The following is a 24,765-nucleotide window of genomic DNA, read 5'->3' as shown; positions in this document are numbered from 1 at the left end:
GTAATCGCAGTGCCCTTCTTTTTCATGGCTCGAAATGGAATTTATATCCCGAACCCCTCACTGTTATAATCTTTGCTCTATGGCCAGTAACGGATTCTAGCTTTTTTCGTAAATTACTAATATGAACCTTCAATGCCTGTGTATGCCCGATACTTTCCTCTGCCCAAATAAGCTTATACAGCTCTGATGGGGGAAAAATTTGTCCTGATCGTTGTGCTAGAAAGAAAAAAATTTGAAATTCCTTTGTAGATAGGGCTAATGCTGTGTTACCGATATATACTCTTCCAGAATGAACATGAAAGTGAAAATCCTCTATTATATGAGCTTCTTCCTCTATGTGGTGTACAGCAGCTTTAACTTGAAATTGCTTTCTACGCATGGATATTCTCTTGATTGTCTTCATTAAACGCTCTTTCTCAATAGGCTTTAAAATATAGTCAACAGCCTGTACATTAAAAGCTTCTATTGCAAAACGTTCATATGCAGTGACAAATACAATGTCCATTAAAAAAGGAAGGTCTGCAATCTTACTAGCAAGTTCAATACCATTCATTTCGGCCATATCTATATCTAAAAAAAGAATATCAGGTTTGAGTGTAGGGATGTTTGCAATAGCTTCTAGTGGATTTACGAATTTTCCGATAATAGTAACATCGCTATTATCATGTAACGTGGCTTCTAATAAATTGATTGCTAAAATTTCATCATCTACTATGATGGCTTTCAACATTTTTTCACCTCTTATCATCTAAATTTAGAATATTATGTAGCCCAACTGTACTAAATAAATTTTTCGTCATCAATTTTATACTTGCCTGTAGCAATGGAAGCTGGATTCTGAAATTATTCGATTCTGTAAATTATGTAATTTATTAGTATGTAAAACACATTTATCGTCCAATCTAACTCGATTATTACCTACAATAAAGCAATTCTTTTCTCCTTTAACTGATTTAAGTTTATTAGTATTCTCGCACTTTAGTAAATGAGATGCATTTCCCAAATCGTGATGTATTATGAGGTGATAATAAAATATGCCTTTCTACCCATAGTATAGCATGCCAATAGTTAACAAAAAATAGATTAAAGCGTGTATCATAATCTAATGATAAAAATTTTAAGCTAAGTGTATTTTGTGCATTTTGTGTATTTAAAGTGCATATACTTACAATCACTCTGTTTTTTGCTTATAATGAGAAAGTCAGAATTATTTCTGAAAAAAGTAGCCACAAAGTGAGCGATTGCGATTGAAAAAATTATTATATGGTATCTTCTTTGTTGTTTTTATAGTCATTTTTTTGTACGTAAACAATCACTGGCTAGTCGTAAGTAAACATGTGTTTGAATCAGATAGTGTGCCTGACAGCTTTGATGGGCTACGCATTGTACAAGTTTCGGATTTACATGACGCTGTCTTTGGTGACAAGCAACAAAAATTGATTGCTAAGGTAAAGGATACAAAGCCTGATTATATTTTTATCACAGGTGACGTGATCGATAGTAATCGCTATAATTTAAAACAAAGCCTACAAGCAGTGGAAGGACTAGTTAAAATAGCGGATGTTTATTATGTACTAGGAAACCATGAGGTAGCGACGAATAAGGTGAATGAAATTTATGAGGCGCTGTCATCGTTAGGGGTACATATTATGGCCAACGAATCGACCGTGTTAGAGCGCGACGGGGAGCGCTTGGCGATTGTTGGTATTGAGGATCCGTTAATGGGTAGAACAACAGAAGATATGCTGGACATTGCAACGGCCTATTTGCCAGACGATATGTTTAAGTTGTTACTAGCACATAGACCAGAATTATTTAATACGTATGTAAATTATCACATAAATTTAGTATTTTCGGGACATGCGCATGGTGGGCAAGTTCGTATTCCTGGGCTTGGAGGACTTGTGGCACCAGGACAGGGGCTGTTCCCAAAATATACAGCTGGTGTCTACGAAGCAGACGCGACGAAAATGGTAGTTAGTAGAGGGTTGGGTAATAGCACAGTACCATATCGTATTTTTAATCTACCAGAAATTATTGTGATGGATCTAAAGAAAAAATAAGCACTGCGTAAAATTTACGCAGTGCTTTCAATTTGTTTGCGTTCTATACGTTTAACGAGGTAAATACTTATTTCATATAAAATAATCATCGGTATTAATACGAGTAACTGACTTATAAAGTCTGGTGGCGTGATAACAGCGGAGCCTACGCCCATTGCGATATAAGACCAGCCTCGTATTTTTTTCATGGATTCAGCAGTCAGTACACCAATGGCTGATAAGAATAGGGCAACAATCGGTAACTCAAATAATAGACCAAGCGGTACAGTCGTCATGATTAAAAAGTGCATATATTCATTTGCTGATACCATGACATCGAAATTGGTAGCCCCAATGCTTACTAAGAATGTATAGCTAAGTGGGTTAACGACGAAATAGCCAAAAGCTACTCCTACTAAAAATAGAACTAACATGATTGGTGCATAGAGGCCTAAAAATCGACTTTCCTCTTCTTTTAAGCCTGGTTTAATAAAGCTCCAAAGAAAGTGGACGAGGAAAGGCATTGCAAGACCAAAAGCTAAAGTTGTTGAAATCGTCATGTAAAATTTAACTACTTCTAGTGGTCCTAAAATAACGAGTGAGTGACCTCGCGTTATGAATGGAAACCAAATATTAATAGTAGAAAAGACAACAATGAAAAATAAAATAAAAACCGTTAACCCTTTGATAATTTGCTTACGTAAATCACTAAGATGCTCCAATAATGAGGTAACAGGTATCAGGGGTTCATCTGACACATGATCCTCTTCAATTGCTACCGTAGGTATTTCAACTAAAGCCTCCACTGGCTTTGGAGGCTCGGCTTGTGGTTTATCTAGAGGGCTTAAATATTTTCTTTTTCCGTCTTCATATGGATCCATAGGAAACCCTCCTACGAAGCATCAGATTTTTTTTCGACCTTTTTTACGGTATCATCTTCATCATCCATAAGTCCCTTAGTAGACTTTTTAAATTCTGCAAACGTTTTGCCAACTGCTCCACCGATTTCTGGTAATTTTTTTGGGCCAAATACAATTAATACAATCACTAAAATAATGATTAATCCAGGTACTCCAATTGCTCCTAGACCTCCCATAAGTCTTGCCTCCTTTAGAATGATTTTTTTATACTAATGAACCACCTGATTGACTGTATTTGATGACTCCCTCAGCACAACGGTAGGCAAGTGCCCCTAATGTGCCTGTTGGATTATAACCACTATTGTGTGCAAAGTTGCCTGCACTTACTGCGAAAAGGTTATCAACATCCCAGTGCTGTAAGTAATTATTCACAACCCCTTGTTCTGGTGTTAAGCTCATCACCGTACCACCTGTATTATGCGTTGTTTGGTAAGGTACGATATTGTAATCGGTAATTTCCGCGTTAGGGACAATAGTTTTTGCACCCATTTCCTTCATAATGTCAGCTGCACGTGCAGAGATATATTTATGAAGAGCTCGATCCTGATCAGTAAAATTGTATGTTAACTGAGTTAATGGCAGCCCGTAAGCATCCTTATAGGTAGGGTCCAGTGATATATAGTTTTCCTTATGTGGCATAGATGCTCCTTGCGCACCAATCCCAAATGAACGTGTATAGTAATAAATAGATTGCTTTTTAAATTCTGGTCCCCAAGTAGGCGTATCAGGCGGAGTTGGATTTGAGCCGATTGGTCGCGTACCTGTCTGTGTAAGTGCAATATTACCTCCGTGAATAAAATCTAAATCACTATGGTCAAAATTATCCCCATTGTAATCGTCTATACACATGCCTAACGAACCTGCACCCATAAATGTATTGTATTGTTCCTCGAAGAACCCAGCAGCACCAGGCAAAATTTGATAGCAATAGTTTCTGCCAAGTGTTCCTTTGCCAGTAGTAGGGTCATATCTTTCACCAATGTCAGAGACCATTAATAGCTTGGCATTATTAAAGACATAACTAGTTAATACAACAGCATTAGCTGGCTGAATGAATTCTTCTCCCGAAACAGTATCGATATATCTTACACCTGTAGCCTTGTTACCCTGCTTTAAAATTTCAACAACATTGGAATTAAAGCGTAAATCAAAATTCCCTGTCTTCAGGGCTGTAGGGACAACAGTAATTTCTGCGGACGACTTTGCACCATATTCGCATCCAAAGCGTTCACAAAAACCACAATATTGGCAAGCGTTGATTGTTTCGCCATCTGGATTTTTATAAACCTCTGATACATTAGCTGATGGAACCATATAAGGTGTTAGCTTCAGGTTTGTTGCAGCTTTTTCGAATTGTGCAAGCATAGGCGTTTTTTTCATAGGCGGTGTTGGATAGGGATTCGAACGCTTTCCACTAAATTTATTTTTATCATCACCCGAAATACCAGCTGTTTTCTCGAACTTATCGAAATAGGGCTCAAGCTGATCATATGTTAATCCCCAATCCTGAATCAGATAATCTGGTCCAAGCTTATTTGGTCCATAACGTTTATCTGTTAATGTCTTGATTTGAAAATCATAGGGTAAAAATCGATAAGTCATTCCATTCCAATGTGTTCCTGATCCACCCAGACCCTCTCCAAGTAAGAAGGAGCCAAGCTGACGCATTGGTAATGCCTTCATATTTCGATCATTCCGAAAGCTTACGGTCTCTTTAGAAAGATTTTGCATTAAATCATATCGGATGGCATAACGGTATTCGTCATGAACATTTAAATAATCCTCGGTCCCACGCTTTTGACCTCGCTCTAAACCGACTACCTTTAAGCCAGCTTTAGCACATTCAGCAGCGACAATACCGCCAGTCCAACCTACACCAACTGTTACAACGTCTACACTCGGTAATGTTTTAGCCATTTTGTATCCCCCCTTAGTGGTTGCCTAATGGATTAGGCTCAATTTTTTGGAACTTGGCATCTTCTATTTGTGTAATATAAGCCATCTGGTGACCAGGGAAGCCCTTCATACGCCAGCCATCCATATTGCGATTTCCTCCATACATAGGGTCAGAATAAGCTCCCTCTAATGTAGCTGCTCGTAATAATGTAAAGAAGAACGCGGAAGTAACCCCAACCATTTCTATGTCACCTTTTTGGAAGGCAGTTAATAGTTCATCCATTTGTTTGCCATCTAAATCGTTAAAGCTTTTCTTATAACGCTTTTGTGCTTCATCCTCCATTTTTTGAATACCCTGTCTAAAAATTTCCGCTCGCGTTAAACGGCTCTGATAGCCTTGAGTTGGGGCACCAACATCAAATGGACCTTGCATATATTCTTTAGAGTTACTTCCATAATTTCCTGCAAGTTGATGATCGATAAAATAGGGAACGTCTAAACCAATAGCTCCTGGTCCCAAATCGTCCTCTGGGAAGATACGTTCCGTGGCCTTTGATAAGATACTAAAATCTTTTTCATTTCTGAAGAACATCTTAGCTTTTGGTGAGCCTGTGGCCTCATTCGTTGTTTCATGACCACCATGCTCTAGGGTAGAAGTACCTTTACCATGGATGTTGTAACCAACTAATCCTCCAATTAAACCACCACCGACTAATGTACCAGCAGCAATACCTGTAGTTTTTAAAAAGTCTCGACGAGAAACATTATTTTTGTCTGAACTCATGGAAATCCTCCCCTCAAAATGTGTTAAACGGATCCTATCTTTAATAATCAGCAAAAAATGTGAATTATAATCAATTTTTGTTGGAAAATGTTTTAATTACCTCTATTAGCATGGTGTACTCTCCTTTTTAATGACAAGAGGGATCTATGAATTGAAAATTTTGTAGAAAATTGTTAGCACTATAAAGGTAGTGCGAATGGTATTATTATACATTTATTAATCATATTGGAAAACTTTTGTTGACTTCTACTTTTAGTGACTTTACTCTGAAGTTATGCAAAAATATGCGGATTGTATAGCTAAAAATGGAAGAAGTGAGAAAAAGAGAAATGTGGTTAAAAGGTATTGGTGGTAAATTAATTGTTGCAATTATAGCTCTTATATTTGTAACATGTGGCACGCTTGGGCTATCTACTTGGATAAATAGTACAAAAGCTGTGAATGAGCAAGTGGAATCTAATTTGGTATCTAGAGCAGAGGATGTGTCCCAATACATAGAAGAACACTTCCAATTAACACTAGTGGAGGTGGAAGCCATTGCAGAGCAAGAGGCAGTTCGGAGCATGGACTTTGAAAAGCAGAAGCAGTATCTATCGAAACGTCTTGCCAGTAATGAAAATTACTTAGGTTTTGGCATTATCAATGCTAATGGAGTTGCCCATTATCTGGATGATACAACAGCTGATCTAGGGGATCGTGATTACGTAAAAGAAGGTTTTACTGGTAAGTCTGTCATGTCTGACATTACGATTAGTCGTGTAACAGGTGAACCAGTCATTTTAATCGTTTCTCCAATTGACACAGTGACAGGTGAAAAAGCTTTATTATTAGCACGTATTGACGGCTATTACCTATCTAAAATTGTAGAAGGCATTAAGGTTGGAGACAGTGGCTATGCATTTATGTTAGATGCTAACGGAACAATTATTGGACATAATAATCATTCGTATGTGAAGGAGCAATACAATCCAATTAAGGAAGCAGACGAAACAGGTATCAAGACAGGAAGAGCAATGGCTGCTAAAGAAATGATTACTAATGATAACGGTTATTTTACTTTTAAAACGGAAGATACAGGAACTAGTCTAATGGGCTATCATACCCTCGATAATGGTTGGAAAATGGGGGTTATCGCACTAGAAGATGAGATGCTTTCAGGGCTTACTAAGCTTAAGACCAACTTCATTGTCACTACGATCATTGTTTCGATACTTGGGCTATGCATCTCATTTGCCATTTCTCGCTCTGTTAGTAGACCACTTCGACATGTACTTCGCATTAGTGAGGGCTTATCGAATGGAGACTTTACACAGGAGATTCCAGAAAAATATTTGAAACGTATTGATGAAATGGGAACGATGGCACGTGCATTAGATCGCATGACTGATAATATGCGGGAAATGATAGCCAAAGTGAGTCAAGAAGCAACGGCAGTGAATGAAGCTGCGTGTGATTTAATGGGAGATGTAAATGGAGTAACAAAGCGTTCAAAGCAAATTGCTGGTGCAATAAGTGAAGTAGATCGAGGGGCACAAAGCCAAACTGTGATGGCAGAGGAAAGTGCCTCAGCAATGGAACAAATGGCAATAGGGATACAAAATGTAGCTGAAGTTGCCTCCTCAATTGCTTGTAATACAGATTTTATTTCCCAGAAAATTAGTGAAAGCAATCATGCAGTTCAACAATCCGTTCTATGTATGAATGAGATTCAGCAAGGCACAACAGATGAACTATCAATTATTCACAAACTAGAAAAAGAGTCAGAAGAAATTAGCTTAATTTCAAAAATGATTACCGATATTTCCGATCAAACAAATTTATTGGCATTGAATGCCTCTATTGAAGCAGCACGGGCTGGAGATGCTGGTAAAGGCTTTGCCGTTGTAGCAGAAGAAGTTCGCAAGCTATCGGAGCAAACAGCAGAATCAGCTACTAAAATTAATGTGCTCATCGAAAGAGTTCAATCTTATACATTAGAAGTAGTAAAAGCAGCGGAGTCTGGTGAAGATAATGTTGAGCGTGGTTTAGCTTCCATTGAGGCAGTAGGAGAACGCTTCGAGGAAATGGTTCAAGCAGTAGGAGAAATAGCAGGTCAAATTGAAGAAATGAATGCTTCAGCTGAACAAATGTCTGCCAACACGGAGGAAGTTTCCGCGTCTATGGAAGAAATGGCGGCTACTGCACATGCGGCCAGTGATTATGTGCATGAGGTAACAGATGCAACAGCGGAACAGTTGAAGACGGTAGCAGTAATGAACAATCAAACTGAAAAACTATCAGAAATGGCAAAACGTTTATATGAAGCCATTCAAAAATTTAAATATTAAATTAGAGAGGAGCTGTCTATTAATGACAGCTCCTCTCAGAGTGTTGAAAAACAAAACCATTCATACAATTTTTGTGAAAGGTGAAGATGGATTACCGCTCCATACACTCCACCTCATAAAAATGTTACTTTTTTTGCAAAGGCTTAATTGAAGGTGTTCACTACTCATTTTATGGAGAGGTGTGGTCAATCATCATTTCTCCCATTGAAAATAAGAGTCTATCCTTTCTCGAATTATACATTTGCTATTTTGTTCACAACGACTGTATGAAAGATAAGGAAAAGCCACTTTTACAGAATGGTTGATTGGAGTGGAGCCAGTGTCACTCCTAGGGGATTTAGTGAACTGCACCCAAAATATTGGACTTAAAAAATCTAATATAGGGGGTGCAGTTAGTGATTTCTGATGAACAAAAGTTAGCCGCAGTTCTAGCTTACATTGAAGAAAAGGAAAGTACGTATCAGATTGCCAATAGATTACAGAGGGATCGACAGTACGTTCGATTATGGATTGAATTATATCGATACCATGGCATTGAAGGAATTATTCGTCCTCAAGGGTTCACGAATTACGAAGATTCTTTTAAAATAAAAGTAATTCAACACCTGATAGAGACGGGCGATTCGCTCCTTCAGACTGCTGCGAAGTTTAATATTCCTTCTCGTGAAACCATTCGGAGATGGAAAAAACAGTGGATGTCCAAGGCTGGAAAGGTGCTCTATCAAATAGAAAAGGAGCACCAATCAATGCCAAAAAAACAACCACCTTCGTCTGATTTAAATGAAAAAACAACGGAAGAGTTAAAAGCGGAAATTGAGTATTTACGGATGGAAAATGCCTATTTAAAAAAGTTGAAAGCCTTAGTTCAAGAAAAGGAAGCATTCAAACCGAAGAAAAAATGAGAGCTGTGTATGAGCTAAGGCTGGAATTTCCACTTCAAGCTCTATTAAAAGTGGCAAAAATCAAGAAAAGTACGTATTATTATCATCTTCAAAAATGGGTAAAACCAGATAAATATCAGGCGATCAAAGAACGAATCCAGACACTTTTTCATCACCATAAGGGGCGTTATGGCTATCGTCGTATTTGTCTTGCCCTCCGAAATGAAGGTTTTTTCATCAACCATAAAACGGTACAACGATTGATGCAAGAATTGGGCTTAAAAGGGACGGTACGCCCTAAAAAATACCGTTCGTATAAAGGGACAGTCGGCTATGTCGCAGAGAATGTCATCCAACGTGATTTTGAAGCCACTGCATCCAATCAGAAATGGGTAACCGATGTCACAGAGTTTAAAATAAACGGTCAAAAAATCTATGTATCGGCTGTATTAGATTTATTCAATCGAGAAATCGTTGGATATGAGGTATCAAAATCACCTAATTTTGAGTTAGTTCAACAGTCTTTTAAAAAGGCGTTTACGTATACAAAGTTATCGAAAAAGAGTGGCTTAATCATTCATTCTGATCAAGGATGGTTATATCAAATACCCCGTTTTAAAGCGTTATTGACAACGCATGAAATCAAGCAAAGTATGTCACGGAAAGGAAATTGTTTAGATAATGCCGTAATAGAAAGCTTTTTTGGTATTCTGAAATCAGAATTTCTGTACACAACTACGTTTAAAAACTATGTAGAATTTACAAAAGCATTAGCAGATTATATTTACTATTACAATCATGAGCGGATTAAAAGAAAACTCAACGGAAAAAGTCCCGTTGAGTATCGAAAAGCTTCGTAAAAAAGTTTATATTTTTGGGGTCAGATCATAGCGTCATAGATGAGACCCTGGAGCGAACGTAAGTGAGTGAAGCGACTCGTCGGACGCCCCCTGGAAAGGACGCTGGCGAAACGGAAATCAACCCCTCGCCTAGTCAAGAAGTCTTTTTCTGCTAGCAACATTTTCTTTTCTCAACAACATAGTAGGAGCCGTCTTTTAATAACAGCTCCTCTATATATGCAACTAAGCGTCTTGCATCGCTGCTAGTAATTCTTCTTTCGAAACGGTGCAATCGCCACCGCCTTGTACCATTTGGTCACTTCCGCCACCCTTACCATTAATAAGCGGCAGTGCCTTTTGGGCAACATCCTTCATGCTTTTTGAAACATTATTACCTCTTGCTGCAACGAATTGTAGTTTGCCTTCATTTTCAGACACAAGTAGAGCTATTACATCTTTCTGTTCCGAAACAATCATACGGGCTATTTTTTGTAGCTCTTGCATTGTTCGCTGATTAAAAGCAGCCGTTACGACACCTTCGCTATTAACAAGTGCCTTTGCTTCATACGTGAGTAATTCCTCTTTCGCAGCAGCGAGTGCTTTTTCTGTAGTTTTTTGAGTAGATAAAACTTTTGTAAGTGCTGTGGCAGCATCAATCTCAGGGACACTTAATTGACGAGCAACGTCCGCTAATACTTTTTTCCGCATGCCAAGCTCAGTCAAAACGCGTTGACCACACACAAAAGAAACGCGCACATTGCCCTTCATTTTTTCGGTCCCTAATATTTTGATGGTACTAACTTGCCCTGTGGATGTAGGGTGAGTGCCACCACAACCGTTGTAATCAAAATTAGGGATAATCACAAGTCGAATGTCTCCCGTCACTGCAACTTCTTTACGAAGATTATAGTTGCCCAGCTCTTGCTCTGTAACCCAGCTAGTTTGAATGGGGCGGTTCTCTAGAATAATGTCATTGGCTCTTGCTTCTGCCGCTGCAAGCTGTTGCTCAGAAATCGTTTCTATAGCAAGATCAATTGTTACTTGCTCACTGCCTAGATGAAAGCTTACAGTCTGCGCATTAAAAAGCTCTACAAAAGCAGCTGTTAAAATATGTTGCCCAGCATGCTGCTGCATATGATCGAATCGTCTTGGCCAATTTAACTTGCCATGTACCACACCATCTAAAGTCGATAGATCACCTTCAATATAGTGACGAATTTCATCATCCACTTTTTCAACATCTATGACCTCCAACGCATTCAATGTACCTGTATCGTGAGGTTGACCACCACCAGTTGGATAGAAAGCGGTGTTCGATAGTACAACATAATGACGGTCGGATTCGTCAGTTCCTTTACTAATAATAGTTGCATCAAACTCTTGTAACATAACGTCTTGATAATATAATAGCTCTTTCATGAAAAAGCCTCCTCGTATGTAGGGAAATTTAGTTCTAAATTAATTCCATTTCATTGTGGCATAATTACTGACAGGTGTATACGAGTTTTCTAGTTGACCCATGCTGAAATTGATTTAATATAGAAAAGAACAGCTAAAGAAAAAGGAGCAAATATAATGGAAATTACACAATTCTCAATGGAAGAGATTTTAGACCCAACAAATATTATTGAAGGTAAGCGTTATGAATTTATTCTGGATGTAGAAATTGATGAAGAGGATGAGCTTTACCACGAAGCTGGCATTGAAATTCGTGTCCTAATTGGTGAAAAAGACGAAGAACCATTTATATTAAATTACTTCATCATGGAAAAGGCTGAAGGTGAATATTTAGACTTTGCATTAGAGGATGATGAACTAGAAGAAATTTTGACATTCTGTAAAGAAGAAATAGCGAAAGCATAGTAAGTAACAGGTAGAGAGTATAGATTCTTTACCTGTTTTTTTATTGAATTAAGGATTATGTAAGCTTGATGAAATATACATGTAGTATTGAAGGACTAAACTTAGTTTTAGTGTTCAGAAAATAGGGCAATTTAAAGAGAGAGGTGTTTTTATGTCAACGTACACGCAATCCATTTTTATAGCATTTTTCATAACTATTATTTTATCCTTTGTACTATTTATACCATGGCTGATTTATACGTATCGTAAGTATGGATACTTATCGATGTCCAAAACCATTATCATGTTCTCATTTATTTTTTACTTTTTATCAGCGCTTTGTTTAGTATTACTACCATTTCCGTCTACAAGAGATACTTGCTCACTTCAATCCGCGGACACCGTTCATACTAATTTGCGACTTTTTCAATTTGTTGATGATGTTTTAAAGGATAGTGGCGTTGTTGTCACAAATCCATCTACATGGCTTGCTATCACAAAACAGCAGGCATTTTTTCAAGCCTTCTTTAATTTCTTACTACTAATGCCATTCGGCGTTTACTTGCGATATTTTCTTAAAGAAAGAAGGTACTGGAAACGTGCATTTTTAATTAGCTTTTTGCTAACATTGTTTTATGAGGTCACACAAAGAACAGGCATTTATGGCATCTTTAATTGCGCATACCGAATCTTTGATGTCGATGACTTATTACTAAACAGTGTAGGTGCGCTCCTAGGTTTCTTCTTAGCACCAATTGTTTGGGCATTATTCCCCTCTCATGAAGAGGTTGAGGCTAAAGCTGCTGAAATGGAAAAAAATGATATTGTTAAGCCGATTTCTATTTTACTAGCATTGGCCATTGATTTATTTATCGTCCAATCAGTTTGGATGATTATTGGTGTTCTGACAGGGTATAGCGGTACTTTTGAATTCTTAGTGAAAATGGCTCTGTACGTGGTACTCTTTGGGGTGTTACCAAGTATGATGAATGGTGCAACACTCGGTATGAAGGTGATGCGTTTTACAATGGTCAACAAGAATGGCAAAAGTATTGTAAAGCAATCATGGCGTCGTTGTATTGCTATTATCGCTACCTGGTGTTTATCAGAAGCCATTACAACATTAGGTGACATCCAATTAGATATGGATTCACCATTTTATGTTCTACAAATTGTCATTTCTCTACTTGCCGCAATAGCAGGTTTTGCACTTACAATGATAATAGCTATTCATGTGGTACGGGTCATCGTAAGTGGTGGAAAACGACGTTTGTATATCGATCAATATGCAGATTTAATGGCAACAAGGAAAAAATAAGGGGGCTTGTAGAATGAAATACGTCATCATTGGTGGAGATGCTGCAGGTATGTCTGCAGCAATGGAAATCTATCGGAATGTTCCAGGAGCAGAAATAACTACTTTAGAACGTGGTTTTATTTATTCATATGGGCAATGTGGATTGCCTTATGTTGTAGATGGTCGTATTTCATCAACCAAACGTTTAATTGCAAGAGATGTCGAAACTTTTCGAGATAAGTATGGCATTGATGCAAGAGTTGGCTATGAGGTAGAGAATGTAAACATAGAGAAGAAGGTTATTACAGGTACACAAGCAAGTGGTGATAAATTTGAGATTACCTACGATAAACTTCTTATTGCAACGGGGGCTAGTCCAGTCATGCCTGTGAAAAGGGGGAATGAGCTAGATGGTGTCCATACGGTAAAAACAATTCCTCAACTGGAAGATTTGATGGCAGATTTAACATCAGAGATTGAGCAGGTAACAATCATAGGTGGTGGCTATATTGGTTTAGAAATGGCTGAAACCATACATGCCTGTGGGAAAAAGGTAAGGCTTATTCAGCGCGGAAGTCATGTGGCCCGTATTTTAGATGAAGAACTTGCTCAGCATGTTCATGAGGAAGCGAAAAAGAACGATGTAGAGCTGTTATTAAATACGAGCGTTGAAGCTTTTGAAGGAAATAAACGAGTGGAACGTGTTATTACAGATAACGGCGTTCTAGAGACGGATTTAGTCATTGTCGCTTCAGGCATAAAACCAAATACACAGTTTTTAAAGAATACTGGGATTGCACTTGCAAAAAATGGAGCAATCATTGTAAATCGCCATTTAGAGACTTCCCTTGAAAATATTTATGCAGCTGGCGATTGTGCAACTCACTTTAATATTGTGAAAGAACGTTTAGATTATATACCTTTAGGAACGACTGCTAATAAGCAAGGTCGTTTAGCAGGTCTCAACATGTCAGGCAAATTTGCTCCGTTTAGAGGAATTGTGGGCACTTCTATTTTAAAATTTTTCAATTTAACTATTGCTACAACAGGTATTAATGAGCGCGATGCTAAAGAGCTTGGTTTTGACTATGAGGCATTTAAATTATCTGCACGCCATATAGCCGGCTATTATCCAGGTGCACAACGTATGTTTATAAAAGTGGTCGTTCGCAAGCGTGATCAATTGTTATTGGGTGCACAAATCGTGGGACCAGCGGGAGTTGATAAGCGTATCGATGTGTTTGCGACAGCATTATATAGTAAAATGACCTTACCTGATTTGCTAGATTTAGATTTGGCCTATGCACCACCATTCAACGGTGTTTGGGACCCTTTGCAGCAGGTGGCAAGAATGAATGGACGTTTATAATAGGAGGTAGAGAGATGAGCATTTATGATATTAATGTAACTTTAGAAGATGGTACTATCTATAGCCTTGAACGTTATAAAGGAAAGCCGATGCTAATTGTTAATACAGCTTCCAAATGTGGCTTTACACCACAATTTGAAGAATTAGAAGGTCTCTATGAAAAATATCAGGAGCAAGGTCTGGTTGTACTTGGTTTTCCATCAAATCAATTTAAACAAGAGCTAGCGTCAGCTGAAGAAGCGGCTTCCCAATGTCGACTAACATATGGAGTGACGTTCCCGATGCATGAGATCGTGAAGGTGAATGGTAAAGAAGCACATCCTATTTTCGATTATCTTACTTCCCATTCCAAAGGATTTTTAGGCAATAGTGTTAAATGGAACTTTACAAAATTCCTTGTAAACCGTAATGGAGAGGTTGTTGGACGATACGCCTCAGCAGATAAGCCAAGTAGCTTTGAGGAAGATATTCAAAAAGTATTAGCACAATAGATTAGAAAAGATTCATGCACAGTTTGTGTATGAATCTTTTTTTGTCTACAAATTTCAAAAAGCAGATGATTTAAGGTTGCTGTAAGCTTGCGACAAATTTGCTGTAAGTTTGAGGTCGTATACTAAAGTCAGAAAGAAGAGGTGAGCGTATATGACGCCATTATTAAAGGTACAAAACGTTGGGAAAAATTACGGCAAAGGCGCAAATACTTTTACAGCGCTATCGAATATATCATTTGAAGTAGAAAAGGGAGAGTTTGTTGGGGTAATGGGTCCTTCTGGGGCTGGAAAATCTACGCTTCTTAATGTATTAGCAACGATTGATACGCCAACAACTGGTGAAATTATTATTGAAGATACTAATTTGGCACGTATGAAGGATGCTGAATTAGCGGATTTTCGTCGAGATAATTTAGGGTTTATTTTCCAGGATTATAACTTGCTCGATTCTTTAACAGTGCGAGAAAATATTGTTTTACCACTAGCGATTGCAAAAATGCCGACAAAGGCTATTAATGCAAGAGTTGATCGAATTGCTGCATTGTTTGGAATTAGTGATTTATTAAACAAATATCCTTATCAAATTTCAGGTGGGCAAAAGCAGCGTACAGCCTCGTCGCGAGCATTAGTGACAGAACCAAAACTAATTTTTGCCGATGAGCCTACAGGTGCGCTAGATTCAAAATCTGCAACCGATTTATTAGAAAGCCTAAGTGATTTAAACCAATCTCAAGCCGCAACGATTATGATGGTTACACATGATGCCTTTGCCGCTAGCTTCTGCCAGCGCATTCTATTTATTCAGGATGGACAGCTATCTAAGGAAATTCAACGTGGGACTCTAACGAGGAAGCAATTTTTCCAAGAGATCTTGCAGGTGCTATCTAGCATCGGGGGTGGAGTAAATGACGTTATTTAGTTTAGCGCGTAAAAATATTCAACGCAATTTATCGAATTACTTTTTATATATTGCCTCAATGGTATTTAGTATCGTTATTTACTTTACGTTTGTGACGCTCAAATATAATGATGATCTTTCAGCCTTAAAGCAATCGTCACAACAAATTAAAGGATTAATGAGTGCCTCGTCAGTTGTACTTCTGTTCTTCATTGTCATCTTTATGGCCTATTCCAACTCGTTTTTTATGAAGAAGCGGAAAAAGGAAGTAGCCCTTTACTCGTTACTAGGTGTACGTAAGCAAAAAATTGGCTTAATGCTCTTTTTTGAAAATTTAGTCATAGGGCTTGTCTCTCTTGTGTTTGGTATCCTTCTAGGTTTCTTTATGTCCCAAGGGCTATTAATGATACTAGTACGCTTAATGGGCTATGAAGTGGTTGGTAGTCTGACATTTTCAATGGAGGCACTAATTAATACAACGGGCATTTTTACACTACTGTTTTTATTCACATCCTTACAAGGTTACCGTGTGATTTATCAATTTAAACTAATTGATTTATTCCATGCAGACAAACAGGGAGAGCAAATTCCACGTGCATCATTAGTAGCTGCTTTACTTGGCACTGTACTTATTGCATTTGGTTATTATACAGCTGCCTCTGATATGTTTACGAGTGAAATATGGAGATTCTTTACGGTATTAGGTACGCCATTAATGGTTATAGGGGTAACAATTGCAGGGACATACCTTCTATTCCATAGTGTGAGTGTCTTTGTATTAACAGCATTAAAGAAAGCAACATCATGGTCCTGGAAGGGTTTAAATTTAATCGGTGTTTCTCAATTATTGTATCGTATTCGAGCTAATGCCAAATCGTTGTCAATCATTGCAATTTTAAGTGCCACTACGATTACAGCAGGTGGCGGTGTCTTCGGTATGTATTATAATGCAGAAGCCTCTGTACGTCAGATGCTGCCAAACACATTTATGTGGAAAGGCGAGACAGTAGAATTTTCACAACAGGATGTCTTATATAATGAAGCACTGGCTGTGAAAAATTTACGTGTGGATAATGAATTCTCATTTTTCGAATATACATTACTTAAGGAATCGGACTATAATCGCTTAGCGAAATTACAAGGCAAGGATAAAGAGCTACACATTGCAGAGGGTTCTACGGTTTTACTGGATGCAGCCTATGATGAACGATTTTCACATGACTTTACAGGAGAGGACTTTAAGTTACAAAACGGAGACTCCTTCCATGTAGAGAAGATGTACATGGAAAGTGTATTAAACTTTATAGCAGCTGGAACAGTTCTCGTTGTGAATGATCAAGAGTTTAAAGCTACTGATGCCGATGAGATTATAATGCAGGTTGTTGGATTGGACAATGATTTGAAACAACAGGACGTGTCGAAAGACATTTACCAGCAGTTGTCTTCTGAACAACAAGAATCATTTTCTAGTGTACCGCAAAGCTATGAGGATAGTTTAGCAACAGTTGGTGCCCTATTGTTTGTGGGAAGCTTCCTAGGATTGGTCTTCCTAGCGGCAACAGGCAGTATTATCTACTTCAAAATTTTAACGGAAGCCGAAGAAGATCAGGCAAAATATGCTATTTTAAATAAAATTGGTGTAAATAGTAAGCAAATCTTAAAAACAGTAGCAGGACAGGTCGCTGTTATCTTTAGTGCGCCACTTATTGTGGGTATTGCACATAGTGTGTTTGCATTACTAGCATTTTCACAGCTATTTAACATGAATATTACAAAACCAGTCATCTTGTGGATGATTGCTTATTCAGCTATTTACTTTATTTATTATATCTTTACCGTTCGTTCGTTTTATAAAATAGTGAGACAGGGGAATTAATATGAAAAAAGTATTTGTCGGAATAGGTGCATTGTTTATCTTATTCGTAGCAGGGTTAATTGTATTGATGACTGTAGATTTTAACCGATTAAATAAAGATACCTACTATGTTCATATCACGGCTGATGGTGAGGTAGAGGAGTATAAAGCAGATAGTGGTGAAATCTTTAAAATGTATTGGTACGAGCTACCTACTTACGATAAAAATGGGGAAGAGATAACATTAAAGTTTTCTGCTCATAAAAATTTACGCCAGGATGCTTATTTAAAGCTTTACGTGAAAAAGGAAACAGAAGTTACTTCATTTGATGAAGTGAAATTCCATGAATTACCTGCTAAAGTACAGGATCAAATGAAATAGCACAAAGAGGGAGTCTCAAATTTTGAGACTCCTTCTTTTCCACACGAAAGTTCAGTGCAAAGTATTTAGCGTTTAAATTCAACTGGTTAAATTTAGTTTATTTAGTATTCCTTTTGTAGATCAATAATAACGCATGTACCTTTTCCTTTTTCCGAGGTGATGGTCACTGTTCCTCCATGGGCCTCAATGATATCTCTAGCAATAGCTGTACCTAAACCAGTCCCAGCAGTATTGTCCGTATTTGTGCCTCGGTAATAGCGTTCAAAAATATGTTCTAGATCCTCTGGGTCTATCCCCTTGCCATTATCAGAAATTGTAAGAGTATTCTCATCAACAGACACATGGACAGATACATCGGGAGCATTATGAAGCAATGCATTGTGTAAAAAGTTCATGATAGCTCTGCGCATAAAATGTTCATCGATCTGATGCAGACTTTTCTCGGTTGTCGCCTCAAACATAAGATTAGCTTGTTCATATTGTGGTGTATTTAATGTTTCAATCACTATCTCTCGAATAAAAGGCACCATGTTCACTTCATTTAGTGTAAGTGGAAGCTGTTGATGTCTTAAACGCATCGTTAAATTTAAGTCATCCAGTAGATTTTGCATATGCAATGATTGCTTTTCTATAATTTGTGCATACTCCATTTGCTCAGTATTTGTTATTTGTGCATCATTCAATAGTTCTGCATAACCTCGAATAGAGGCAAGTGGTGTTTTCATATCGTGTGAGACATTACTAATCCATTCTTCACGCATAATCTCTAGTCTCTTTCGCTCCTGTTCATGGGCTGCCAATTCTCGTGATACTTCATTTAAGTTTTCAAAAACCGGCTTGTAGACACCACCAGGAGACTTAATAGACGTATGATCATGATTCTTTAAATGATGAATGCGATCTATCATCGCATAAAGAGGTTTCGTTAATGTACGACCAAAAAGCCACCCTACTAATGTAGCTACTAACAAGTCCGCAATCACGATGAACAAGCCAAATTTCCCTATAAACTGTAAGAGTGATGTGCCAGAAACATGCGTAACAAACCTTGTAACACCGCTACCTTTAATACCGATTAAATAACTAATGGAATCCTTACTGCCAATATACACAGTAGTATCTGAATCGAATTCTTTATATTTATATACTTGAATTAAGTCGATAGGTGCATAGTGCAATGGTGCTTTATCTGGTGCAAAATGAGCATCAATCACTTGACCATTTTCATCAAGCAATTGTATCCACGCATTTCTTTGATGCAATTGTTCGATTCCTTCTGCACGTATGGAAGTTGCTCCATTTTTTATCTCGATATATTTTTGAAATTCCCGCACAAAGTTTTCCTCTTCTGTGGCAGAAACGCCTTCAGAGTCAGTTGCTAGCCGATAAGTAAGGAGTCCCATGAAGATAGCTGTATTGACGAAAATAACAATGATGACGATAGAAAGTACGGAAAGGAGAAAGCGAGCGGTTAATTTCCACTTCATTCTTGTGCCTCTTTTGGCATGACAAACTTATAGCCAAGTCCTTTTACAGTTGTGATATATAGAGGATTAGAGGCATCCTCCTCAATTTTTTCACGCAACCGGCGAATATGCACCATAACAGTGTTATCAGAACCGAAGAAATCCTCTCCCCATACACGTTCAAATAATGTTTCTTTACTTAAGATTCGATTGGGATTGTGCATAAAGCACGCCATTAATCCAATTTCCTTAGCTGTTAACTCCAATAATACGCCATTTTTATGGACTTCAGTTTCATCGGCATTCAACTGAAATGGTCCAATTTGTAGTGCTTTTTCAACAATATTCGTTACGGTATCTTGTGTTTGATAGCCAGCTCTACGTAGTTGCGCCTTCACACGATAGGCTACTTCTTTCGGGCTAAAAGGTTTTGTAATATAATCGTCTCCGCCAATGGCTAGTCCTAAAATTTTATCAATTTCCTCATTTTTAGCAGACATAAAGAGCACAGGGACATGGGATACTTCACGGATACGTCTACATAAATCGTAGCCCTCACCATCGGGAAGCATGACATCTAGAAGTATAATATCGGGTGTTGTTTGTTGAAAGCTTGTCCATGCATCGTGAATGGTACCAGCTGTATAAATTTGTTTGTAGCCCTCTTTTTGTAAGCTTACTTTTAGTAGATTCGCTAAATCTGCCTCATCATCCACTACTAAAATGGTTGGTTCTTGCACTTGTTCACACGACCTTTCGATTTGGAAGAATCTTTACTGACAATTATTATAAATGAAATGTATAGAAAAGAGGAAATGTTGGGTTGTATAGCTTAACCAGTAAATGCTTTTATTCTACAAGAGAAGAAGAACATTTTTTATATAAATCAATACATGGTGAAACCTTTACAGATTCTAAAGCGTAAAAAGAGTATTACAAATTAGGAGGAATGACGATGTTTAAAAAAATAGCAGCAGATGCACTTGGACTTTCAGATATTGGTGTGGTTGTGCCAAGAGAGGACTATGATAAGACAGATGCAGATGATTTTATCTTACATGAAATTGATGAAAAAATTTACTTTTTAATTAAAACGAAGGCAGATGAGTATTGCTTTACAAATCGTGCGATTATTCATGTAGATGGCGAAAGTGCTATGAGCAAGAAACGATTACTGCGACGCTATGACTATTCAATGTATACTGTGACAGAAGTTTTTCTCGAAACAGCAGGAACAATCGACCTTGATGTCGAAATTAAGTTTACAATCGGCAATTCCCCACTATCCATCGACATTCATAAACGCTTTATTGATGACATTAAAGATTTATATAAAGCACTACATGCCATTAGCTATGAACAAAAGAACAATGCTTATAAGCTAGAAGTAGCGGAAAAAAGTTTAAACATAGCATCATCATCACTTGGTCGAATTGGCAATGACAATATATCTCCTGCGTCGTCATTCAAAGAAATTACAAGCTTTGCGAATACTTGGATGATCGATCATAAAGATAAGTATAAAAAAGAAGACTTCTCACATATTTTTGATTTATATATGAACAATTGATAAAAATAGCTCTCTGCAAGTGTAGAGAGCATTTTTAACATATAACGATATACATAAAAATTATTCTAGGAGCGTGATTAGAAAATGACAAACGACATGCATGTGCTAGAAAAAGAAGAGGTAGAAAGTGATGATTTTATACAGCAACCTCAAGCCGCTGAAACATTGTTCGTAAATGAGTTTATTGATGGTATTTTAGATCCATCACAGAAGATGTTAGGGCCGCTTAAGGATGGTGGAACGATTATTGCCAATACAACACCTGGATGTTGGGGACCCATGCTTACTCCTACTATTCGTGGAGGACATGAAGTAACGAAGCCCGTGTTTGTAGAAGGAGCAGAGGTGGGTGACGCCATTGTTATAAAAATTAAATCTATTCAGGTCACATCTCTTGCAACTTCGTCTGGCCATGATGAAGCAATTGTAGATCGATTCATTGGTGATCCGTTTGTTTCTGTAAAATGTCCAGGCTGTGGCAAGCTTCATCCAAGCACAGTTGTAAAAGGAATAGGCCCACATGCAATTCGATGTTCTACATGTGATACAGAAACGGCACCCTTTAAAATGACAAACGGCTATACGATGGCACTCGATCATAAAGGGCAAATGGGTGTAACTGTTGGACGAGAGGGTGCTAGACGAATTGCACTTGATGCTAAAAACTACATGAGAACACCTGAAAATTCTGTACAAAATCCTGTTGTTGCATTGGCTCCAAGCGACTTAGTAGGTGTATTGGCGAGAATGCGACCATTTTTAGGTCAGCTTGGGACAACCCCTTCTAAAGCGATGCCTGATTCACATAATGCAGGTGACTTTGGTTCATTTTTAATTGGAGCACCACATGAATATGCTTTTACTCAAGAAGAATTGGATTTACATCGTACCGATGGACATATGGATATCAGCCGAGTACGAGAAGGTGCGACTATTATTTGTCCAGTCAAGGTACCAGGCGGTGGTGTATATATTGGAGACATGCATGCTATGCAAGGGGACGGCGAGATTGCAGGACATACAACCGATGTAGCGGGTATTGTGCAGCTTCAAGTTAAGGTATTGAAGAAAGTAGCTTTGGAAGGCCCAATTTTACTACCAAATGTAGAAGACTTACCTTATACAGCAAAACCCTTTACCAAGGAAGAAAAACGTCGCGCACGTGAGCTAGCGGAGGAGTTTGGTGTTAAACAGGTAGAGGATGCATTCCCAGTGTCGGTGATTGGTTCTGGTAAAACGTTAAATGAGGCGACTGATAACGCGATTAGTCGAGCTGCGAAGCTATTTGAGATGAGCGAACCAGAGGTTTTAAATAGAGCAACTATCACAGGTTCCATTGAAATCGGACGCCATCCAGGGGTTGTCACAGCCACTTTCCAAGTACCTAAAACTGTATTGAAAAAGGTAAGAATATATAAAACTATTAAAAAACAATATGACTAATAATGATTTCTTGAAAAAGCAAACTTTTAAAAGTTTGCTTTTTTGTATGAGCTACAAGTCAGATAAGTAAATGTTTGTCTGAAATTTGAAGTTTGGATTGAAATCTATTGTTGTGTTGATATAATAGTTAAAGTTTAAAAATGAATAACAGGACCTTATATAAAACAGATGAGTATAGAAGAGAAAAGTTGGTGTCTAATGACAGAAATTATAGGTGTGGAAAACAAAATAGAGAAAAAGAATAGTATAAAACCTTTTATATTAAAAATGAGAGGAGGAGGTCATGCCCCATCTCGAACAAATTTCGCTGATGCCTTTACTGGAGCGATGGGAGGATTAATATGCATTTTTGTGTTGCTATGGTTAACTAACATTACCAATTCACCTTGGTTAATGGCCTCATTAGGCGGTAGCTGCGTTCTTGTATTTGTCGTCTGGAATGCACCTTTGTCCCAGCCCCGAAATATAATTGGAGGTCATTTTATTTCGGCATTTATCGGGTTGGCCATGTATTCATTACTAGGCCCCAATATATTGTCTATTAGTCTTGGTGTCGGATTAACTATATTTTTTATGGCCTTTTTAGGTGTCATACATCCTCCAGCGGGCGCCAATCCTATAATTATTATTTTAGGAGGTTATGGTTGGAGTTATTTACTAACCCCTGTATTAATTGGAGCAGTCATAATTGTATTTTTCGGTTTGTTGATCAATAATTTACGAGAAAAAAGAAAATATCCGTTGTTTTGGTAAAGATGATATCCATCTATAAAGTGTGTTCACTTATATAGGTGGTTTTTTATATTGTTAACGTTTTTGCTATGCATACCCATATTTTTTTAGCATATGTTAGTTAAGATTTGTTATATTGAAGAAAGAGTGTAAAAATCATGTATTTGAATGATAGGGGAAGATCTTTGTTGGTAGAAATTGATGGGAGGATCCATTTTTATGCTGTTGGACTGTGATGAGCAATTATTCATGGCTTATAAACAAAGAAGTAAAAAGGGTGCTGAAAATATACTAGCAACTTGGCTGGAGGCAGAGTCAAATCTGCGAGAAGATCCAAAAATACTTGGTACTTCACTTTCACCCAATCTATTTTTAGTAAACGAAGAAACGGCTAAGAATATTGCCTTTTCCACAGCACGTAAATATTGGGGTCATGTATCAACAGAAATGCAAATATATTTTGACAAATATGGTTTAGATTCAAAATTTGTGAATGAGCGTCTCAGTGCTTTTTTCTATACACAAAAAGGTAAAGATACTTTTTTTGAGCAGCTTTTTGCACAACATACAATAGACTTAGAACGATTAATTTGGTTAGTCTTTGGGAAACGAATGCAAATAGCTATGCCAGTTAATGAGCTACAATCAATTATTTTATATAAATTTCAAGATGAATATTTAGTGCATATGATGTATAAAGAGCATGCATCTTTTTGGCATTGGCTTTTCACAAAAAAAGTTTATTCACTGCTTATCCACAAACCTTTAGAGCAATTCACATTTCTGTATGAAATAATGGGACATTTCGAGCATTCTGTGAGAGAAAATTGTGAACATGTGGATAACTTTGTGAATAACTATAAAACGATACTGGATAAGTGTATAACTCATGTGGATAAGCATAATGCTAGCTGTTTGGCAAAGAAACAATTACGTCTTTATCAAATTGTTACTGATTATCGCTTATCAGAAGGTGATTTTAAAAGTGTCAAAGCGCTTATTACCTCATTTGAAGCTGAATGGCGCTACTCAATGTATGCACTATCAGAGAAGGAAAAAGTGTTAATTGCCTATATTTTATTTCATATAGCAAATAGAGAACAGCAGAGTGAAAAGGTTATATATTATGGTGAATATTTATTAGAGGATGAGCGAATAAATAATTATGCCATTGAAATATTACTGGAGTATAAAGAGCTATTACCAAATCGTAAACCAACACCACCTGCCATTATTAAAAATTATCAGTTAAATTATTTAGAAAATTTATATGCCATTCTACTAGAGCATTATGTAAAAATGGCACGTTATGAGGATGGCTTACTTTTATTAAAAGAGCATGTTTTAGCATCGAATAAAAAAATTAATTCTTCATTAGTACAAAAAAACTTTAGTAGTGAACAGCTTATTGCAATTGAAGCATATGTTCAACAGGATATAGCACTTCATGTGAATAACTCTCTACAACATATTGGTTTGTCTGTGGAAGAGTGGCGACGCAATTATCGTCAACCAAATGCACCATACTATGTTGTAGCACAAAGTGCCTCCCTGCATATGTTAAATATTTTAAGAGTTTTGTTTGTAACAGAGCAGTACGAGCTTTTTGAAAAGTTAATGGAGATTTACAAAAAATATCTACTAATAGATGATCATTTTGAAAACCTACGTATGTTTATTAGTGCGTATGTATAAAAAAGGTGTCTAATACATCACAGTATTAGACACCTT

At 37.4% G+C, this 24,765-nt stretch carries 23 protein-coding genes; 15 read left to right on the top strand and 8 right to left on the bottom strand.

From position 1 onward, the window contains the following. Nucleotides 1-22: 22 nt before the first annotated feature. Nucleotides 23-730 carry a DNA-binding response regulator gene (locus AAJG31_RS12560; protein ID WP_279493619.1) on the bottom strand — a complete coding sequence of 236 codons (708 nt, stop codon included), beginning with the start codon at nt 728-730 and terminating at the stop codon, nt 23-25. A 517-nt stretch (nt 731-1,247) separates the two neighbouring features. Here AAJG31_RS12560 and AAJG31_RS12555 point away from each other — a divergent pair. Further along, the gene (locus tag AAJG31_RS12555; RefSeq protein ID WP_048390788.1) at nt 1,248-2,063 is read left to right on the top strand and encodes a metallophosphoesterase; all 816 of its coding nucleotides are present in this window, start codon (nt 1,248-1,250) and stop codon (nt 2,061-2,063) included. A 14-nt stretch (nt 2,064-2,077) separates the two neighbouring features. On the opposite strand, the gene tatC is transcribed toward AAJG31_RS12555, so the two are convergent. The 4 genes from tatC to AAJG31_RS12535 are packed head-to-tail and all read right to left on the bottom strand — an operon-like array spanning nt 2,078 to nt 5,642. Beyond that, nucleotides 2,078-2,923, bottom strand: coding sequence for a twin-arginine translocase subunit TatC (gene tatC, locus AAJG31_RS12550; RefSeq protein WP_048390786.1), 846 nt, complete (start codon nt 2,921-2,923; stop codon nt 2,078-2,080). Nucleotides 2,924-2,934: 11 nt separating this feature from the next. Beyond that, nucleotides 2,935-3,138: a twin-arginine translocase TatA/TatE family subunit gene (gene tatA / locus AAJG31_RS12545; protein WP_048390784.1), complete on the bottom strand. Its 204-nt coding sequence runs from the start codon at nt 3,136-3,138 to the stop codon at nt 2,935-2,937. A gap of 28 nt (nt 3,139-3,166) precedes the next feature. After that, the gene (locus AAJG31_RS12540; protein WP_004233912.1) at nt 3,167-4,879 is read right to left on the bottom strand and encodes a GMC family oxidoreductase; all 1,713 of its coding nucleotides are present in this window, start codon (nt 4,877-4,879) and stop codon (nt 3,167-3,169) included. Nucleotides 4,880-4,892: 13 nt separating this feature from the next. Beyond that, nucleotides 4,893-5,642, bottom strand: coding sequence for a gluconate 2-dehydrogenase subunit 3 family protein (locus AAJG31_RS12535; protein ID WP_066038276.1), 750 nt, complete (start codon nt 5,640-5,642; stop codon nt 4,893-4,895). A 329-nt stretch (nt 5,643-5,971) separates the two neighbouring features. Between AAJG31_RS12535 and AAJG31_RS12530 the strand changes: the two genes are divergently transcribed. From AAJG31_RS12530 to AAJG31_RS12520, 3 genes are all read left to right on the top strand, one after another. Beyond that, nucleotides 5,972-7,969 carry a methyl-accepting chemotaxis protein gene (locus tag AAJG31_RS12530; RefSeq protein WP_345803547.1) on the top strand — a complete coding sequence of 666 codons (1,998 nt, stop codon included), beginning with the start codon at nt 5,972-5,974 and terminating at the stop codon, nt 7,967-7,969. A 395-nt stretch (nt 7,970-8,364) separates the two neighbouring features. Beyond that, entirely contained in the window at nt 8,365-8,871 is a 507-nt protein-coding gene (locus tag AAJG31_RS12525) for a helix-turn-helix domain-containing protein (protein ID WP_066038258.1), read from the top strand. Next, the gene (locus tag AAJG31_RS12520; RefSeq protein ID WP_066038259.1) at nt 8,868-9,710 is read left to right on the top strand and encodes an IS3 family transposase; all 843 of its coding nucleotides are present in this window, start codon (nt 8,868-8,870) and stop codon (nt 9,708-9,710) included. The genes AAJG31_RS12525 and AAJG31_RS12520 overlap by 4 nt, the downstream gene beginning before the upstream one ends. Before the next feature lie 222 nt (nt 9,711-9,932). On the opposite strand, the gene AAJG31_RS12515 is transcribed toward AAJG31_RS12520, so the two are convergent. Continuing rightward, on the bottom strand, nt 9,933-11,108 hold the full coding sequence (locus tag AAJG31_RS12515) for a DHHA1 domain-containing protein (RefSeq protein ID WP_279493626.1): 1,176 nt from the start codon (nt 11,106-11,108) through the stop codon (nt 9,933-9,935). Nucleotides 11,109-11,264: 156 nt separating this feature from the next. On the opposite strand from AAJG31_RS12515, the gene AAJG31_RS12510 reads away from it, so the two are divergent. The 7 genes from AAJG31_RS12510 (at nt 11,265) to AAJG31_RS12480 (ending at nt 17,823) form a co-directional block, all read left to right on the top strand. Beyond that, nucleotides 11,265-11,552, top strand: coding sequence for a DUF6509 family protein (locus AAJG31_RS12510; protein WP_036075918.1), 288 nt, complete (start codon nt 11,265-11,267; stop codon nt 11,550-11,552). A gap of 151 nt (nt 11,553-11,703) precedes the next feature. Next, the gene (locus AAJG31_RS12505; RefSeq protein WP_279493628.1) at nt 11,704-12,849 is read left to right on the top strand and encodes a VanZ family protein; all 1,146 of its coding nucleotides are present in this window, start codon (nt 11,704-11,706) and stop codon (nt 12,847-12,849) included. A gap of 13 nt (nt 12,850-12,862) precedes the next feature. Then, a complete protein-coding gene (locus AAJG31_RS12500; protein ID WP_054548904.1) occupies nt 12,863-14,197 on the top strand; it encodes an FAD-dependent oxidoreductase in 1,335 nt (444 codons plus the stop codon). Nucleotides 14,198-14,211: 14 nt separating this feature from the next. Continuing rightward, nucleotides 14,212-14,688 carry a glutathione peroxidase gene (locus AAJG31_RS12495; protein WP_048390772.1) on the top strand — a complete coding sequence of 159 codons (477 nt, stop codon included), beginning with the start codon at nt 14,212-14,214 and terminating at the stop codon, nt 14,686-14,688. A gap of 151 nt (nt 14,689-14,839) precedes the next feature. Next, nucleotides 14,840-15,607, top strand: coding sequence for an ABC transporter ATP-binding protein (locus tag AAJG31_RS12490; protein ID WP_054548905.1), 768 nt, complete (start codon nt 14,840-14,842; stop codon nt 15,605-15,607). Next, nucleotides 15,594-17,462, top strand: a complete 1,869-nt coding sequence (locus AAJG31_RS12485; protein ID WP_279493632.1) for an ABC transporter permease — start codon at nt 15,594-15,596, stop codon at nt 17,460-17,462. Before AAJG31_RS12490 ends, AAJG31_RS12485 begins: the two co-directional genes overlap by 14 nt. Before the next feature lies 1 nt (nt 17,463). Beyond that, a complete protein-coding gene (locus AAJG31_RS12480; RefSeq protein WP_279493633.1) occupies nt 17,464-17,823 on the top strand; it encodes a YxeA family protein in 360 nt (119 codons plus the stop codon). A 101-nt stretch (nt 17,824-17,924) separates the two neighbouring features. On the opposite strand, the gene AAJG31_RS12475 is transcribed toward AAJG31_RS12480, so the two are convergent. Next, nucleotides 17,925-19,310, bottom strand: coding sequence for a HAMP domain-containing sensor histidine kinase (locus tag AAJG31_RS12475; RefSeq protein WP_279493635.1), 1,386 nt, complete (start codon nt 19,308-19,310; stop codon nt 17,925-17,927). Further along, nucleotides 19,307-20,029: a response regulator transcription factor gene (locus AAJG31_RS12470; protein ID WP_259951273.1), complete on the bottom strand. Its 723-nt coding sequence runs from the start codon at nt 20,027-20,029 to the stop codon at nt 19,307-19,309. Before AAJG31_RS12470 ends, AAJG31_RS12475 begins: the two co-directional genes overlap by 4 nt. Before the next feature lie 215 nt (nt 20,030-20,244). Here AAJG31_RS12470 and AAJG31_RS12465 point away from each other — a divergent pair, with 215 nt between their 5' ends. The 4 genes from AAJG31_RS12465 to AAJG31_RS12450 all read left to right on the top strand — a co-directional run bounded on the left by AAJG31_RS12465 (nt 20,245) and on the right by AAJG31_RS12450 (nt 24,729). Further along, a complete protein-coding gene (locus AAJG31_RS12465; RefSeq protein WP_048390761.1) occupies nt 20,245-20,859 on the top strand; it encodes a PH domain-containing protein in 615 nt (204 codons plus the stop codon). 84 nt (nt 20,860-20,943) lie between these two features. Further along, nucleotides 20,944-22,302: an acetamidase/formamidase family protein gene (locus AAJG31_RS12460; protein WP_054548908.1), complete on the top strand. Its 1,359-nt coding sequence runs from the start codon at nt 20,944-20,946 to the stop codon at nt 22,300-22,302. A gap of 198 nt (nt 22,303-22,500) precedes the next feature. Further along, nucleotides 22,501-23,055 (top strand): HPP family protein, encoded by a 555-nt coding sequence (locus AAJG31_RS12455; RefSeq protein WP_279493639.1) that lies wholly within the window; start codon nt 22,501-22,503, stop codon nt 23,053-23,055. A gap of 198 nt (nt 23,056-23,253) precedes the next feature. Then, nucleotides 23,254-24,729 (top strand): hypothetical protein, encoded by a 1,476-nt coding sequence (locus AAJG31_RS12450; RefSeq protein ID WP_345803546.1) that lies wholly within the window; start codon nt 23,254-23,256, stop codon nt 24,727-24,729. Nucleotides 24,730-24,765 lie beyond the last annotated feature (36 nt).

This window comes from Lysinibacillus sp. BS3 (assembly GCF_039614735.1).
GTDB classification, from domain to species: Bacteria; Bacillota; Bacilli; order Bacillales_A; family Planococcaceae; genus Lysinibacillus; species Lysinibacillus capsici.
This window is presented reverse-complemented; position numbering and strand designations above follow the sequence as displayed.

Bases quoted from the DNA above. Each gene is read 5' to 3' on its own strand.
- AAJG31_RS12535 (WP_066038276.1), bottom strand. From the start codon at position 5,642: ATGAGTTCAGACAAAAATAATGTTTCTCGTCGAGACTTTTTAAAAACT.
- AAJG31_RS12540 (WP_004233912.1), bottom strand. From the start codon at position 4,879: ATGGCTAAAACATTACCGAGTGTAGACGTTGTAACAGTTGGTGTAGGT.
- AAJG31_RS12500 (WP_054548904.1), top strand. From the start codon at position 12,863: ATGAAATACGTCATCATTGGTGGAGATGCTGCAGGTATGTCTGCAGCA.
- AAJG31_RS12515 (WP_279493626.1), bottom strand. From the start codon at position 11,108: ATGAAAGAGCTATTATATTATCAAGACGTTATGTTACAAGAGTTTGAT.
- AAJG31_RS12490 (WP_054548905.1), top strand. From the start codon at position 14,840: ATGACGCCATTATTAAAGGTACAAAACGTTGGGAAAAATTACGGCAAA.
- AAJG31_RS12455 (WP_279493639.1), top strand. From the start codon at position 22,501: ATGACAGAAATTATAGGTGTGGAAAACAAAATAGAGAAAAAGAATAGT.
- AAJG31_RS12520 (WP_066038259.1), top strand. From the start codon at position 8,868: ATGAGAGCTGTGTATGAGCTAAGGCTGGAATTTCCACTTCAAGCTCTA.
- tatC (WP_048390786.1), bottom strand. From the start codon at position 2,923: ATGGATCCATATGAAGACGGAAAAAGAAAATATTTAAGCCCTCTAGAT.
- AAJG31_RS12505 (WP_279493628.1), top strand. From the start codon at position 11,704: ATGTCAACGTACACGCAATCCATTTTTATAGCATTTTTCATAACTATT.
- AAJG31_RS12485 (WP_279493632.1), top strand. From the start codon at position 15,594: ATGACGTTATTTAGTTTAGCGCGTAAAAATATTCAACGCAATTTATCG.
- AAJG31_RS12465 (WP_048390761.1), top strand. From the start codon at position 20,245: ATGTTTAAAAAAATAGCAGCAGATGCACTTGGACTTTCAGATATTGGT.
- AAJG31_RS12495 (WP_048390772.1), top strand. From the start codon at position 14,212: ATGAGCATTTATGATATTAATGTAACTTTAGAAGATGGTACTATCTAT.
- AAJG31_RS12460 (WP_054548908.1), top strand. From the start codon at position 20,944: ATGACAAACGACATGCATGTGCTAGAAAAAGAAGAGGTAGAAAGTGAT.
- AAJG31_RS12480 (WP_279493633.1), top strand. From the start codon at position 17,464: ATGAAAAAAGTATTTGTCGGAATAGGTGCATTGTTTATCTTATTCGTA.
- AAJG31_RS12560 (WP_279493619.1), bottom strand. From the start codon at position 730: ATGTTGAAAGCCATCATAGTAGATGATGAAATTTTAGCAATCAATTTA.
- AAJG31_RS12475 (WP_279493635.1), bottom strand. From the start codon at position 19,310: ATGAAGTGGAAATTAACCGCTCGCTTTCTCCTTTCCGTACTTTCTATC.
- tatA (WP_048390784.1), bottom strand. From the start codon at position 3,138: ATGGGAGGTCTAGGAGCAATTGGAGTACCTGGATTAATCATTATTTTA.
- AAJG31_RS12510 (WP_036075918.1), top strand. From the start codon at position 11,265: ATGGAAATTACACAATTCTCAATGGAAGAGATTTTAGACCCAACAAAT.
- AAJG31_RS12530 (WP_345803547.1), top strand. From the start codon at position 5,972: ATGTGGTTAAAAGGTATTGGTGGTAAATTAATTGTTGCAATTATAGCT.
- AAJG31_RS12450 (WP_345803546.1), top strand. From the start codon at position 23,254: ATGCTGTTGGACTGTGATGAGCAATTATTCATGGCTTATAAACAAAGA.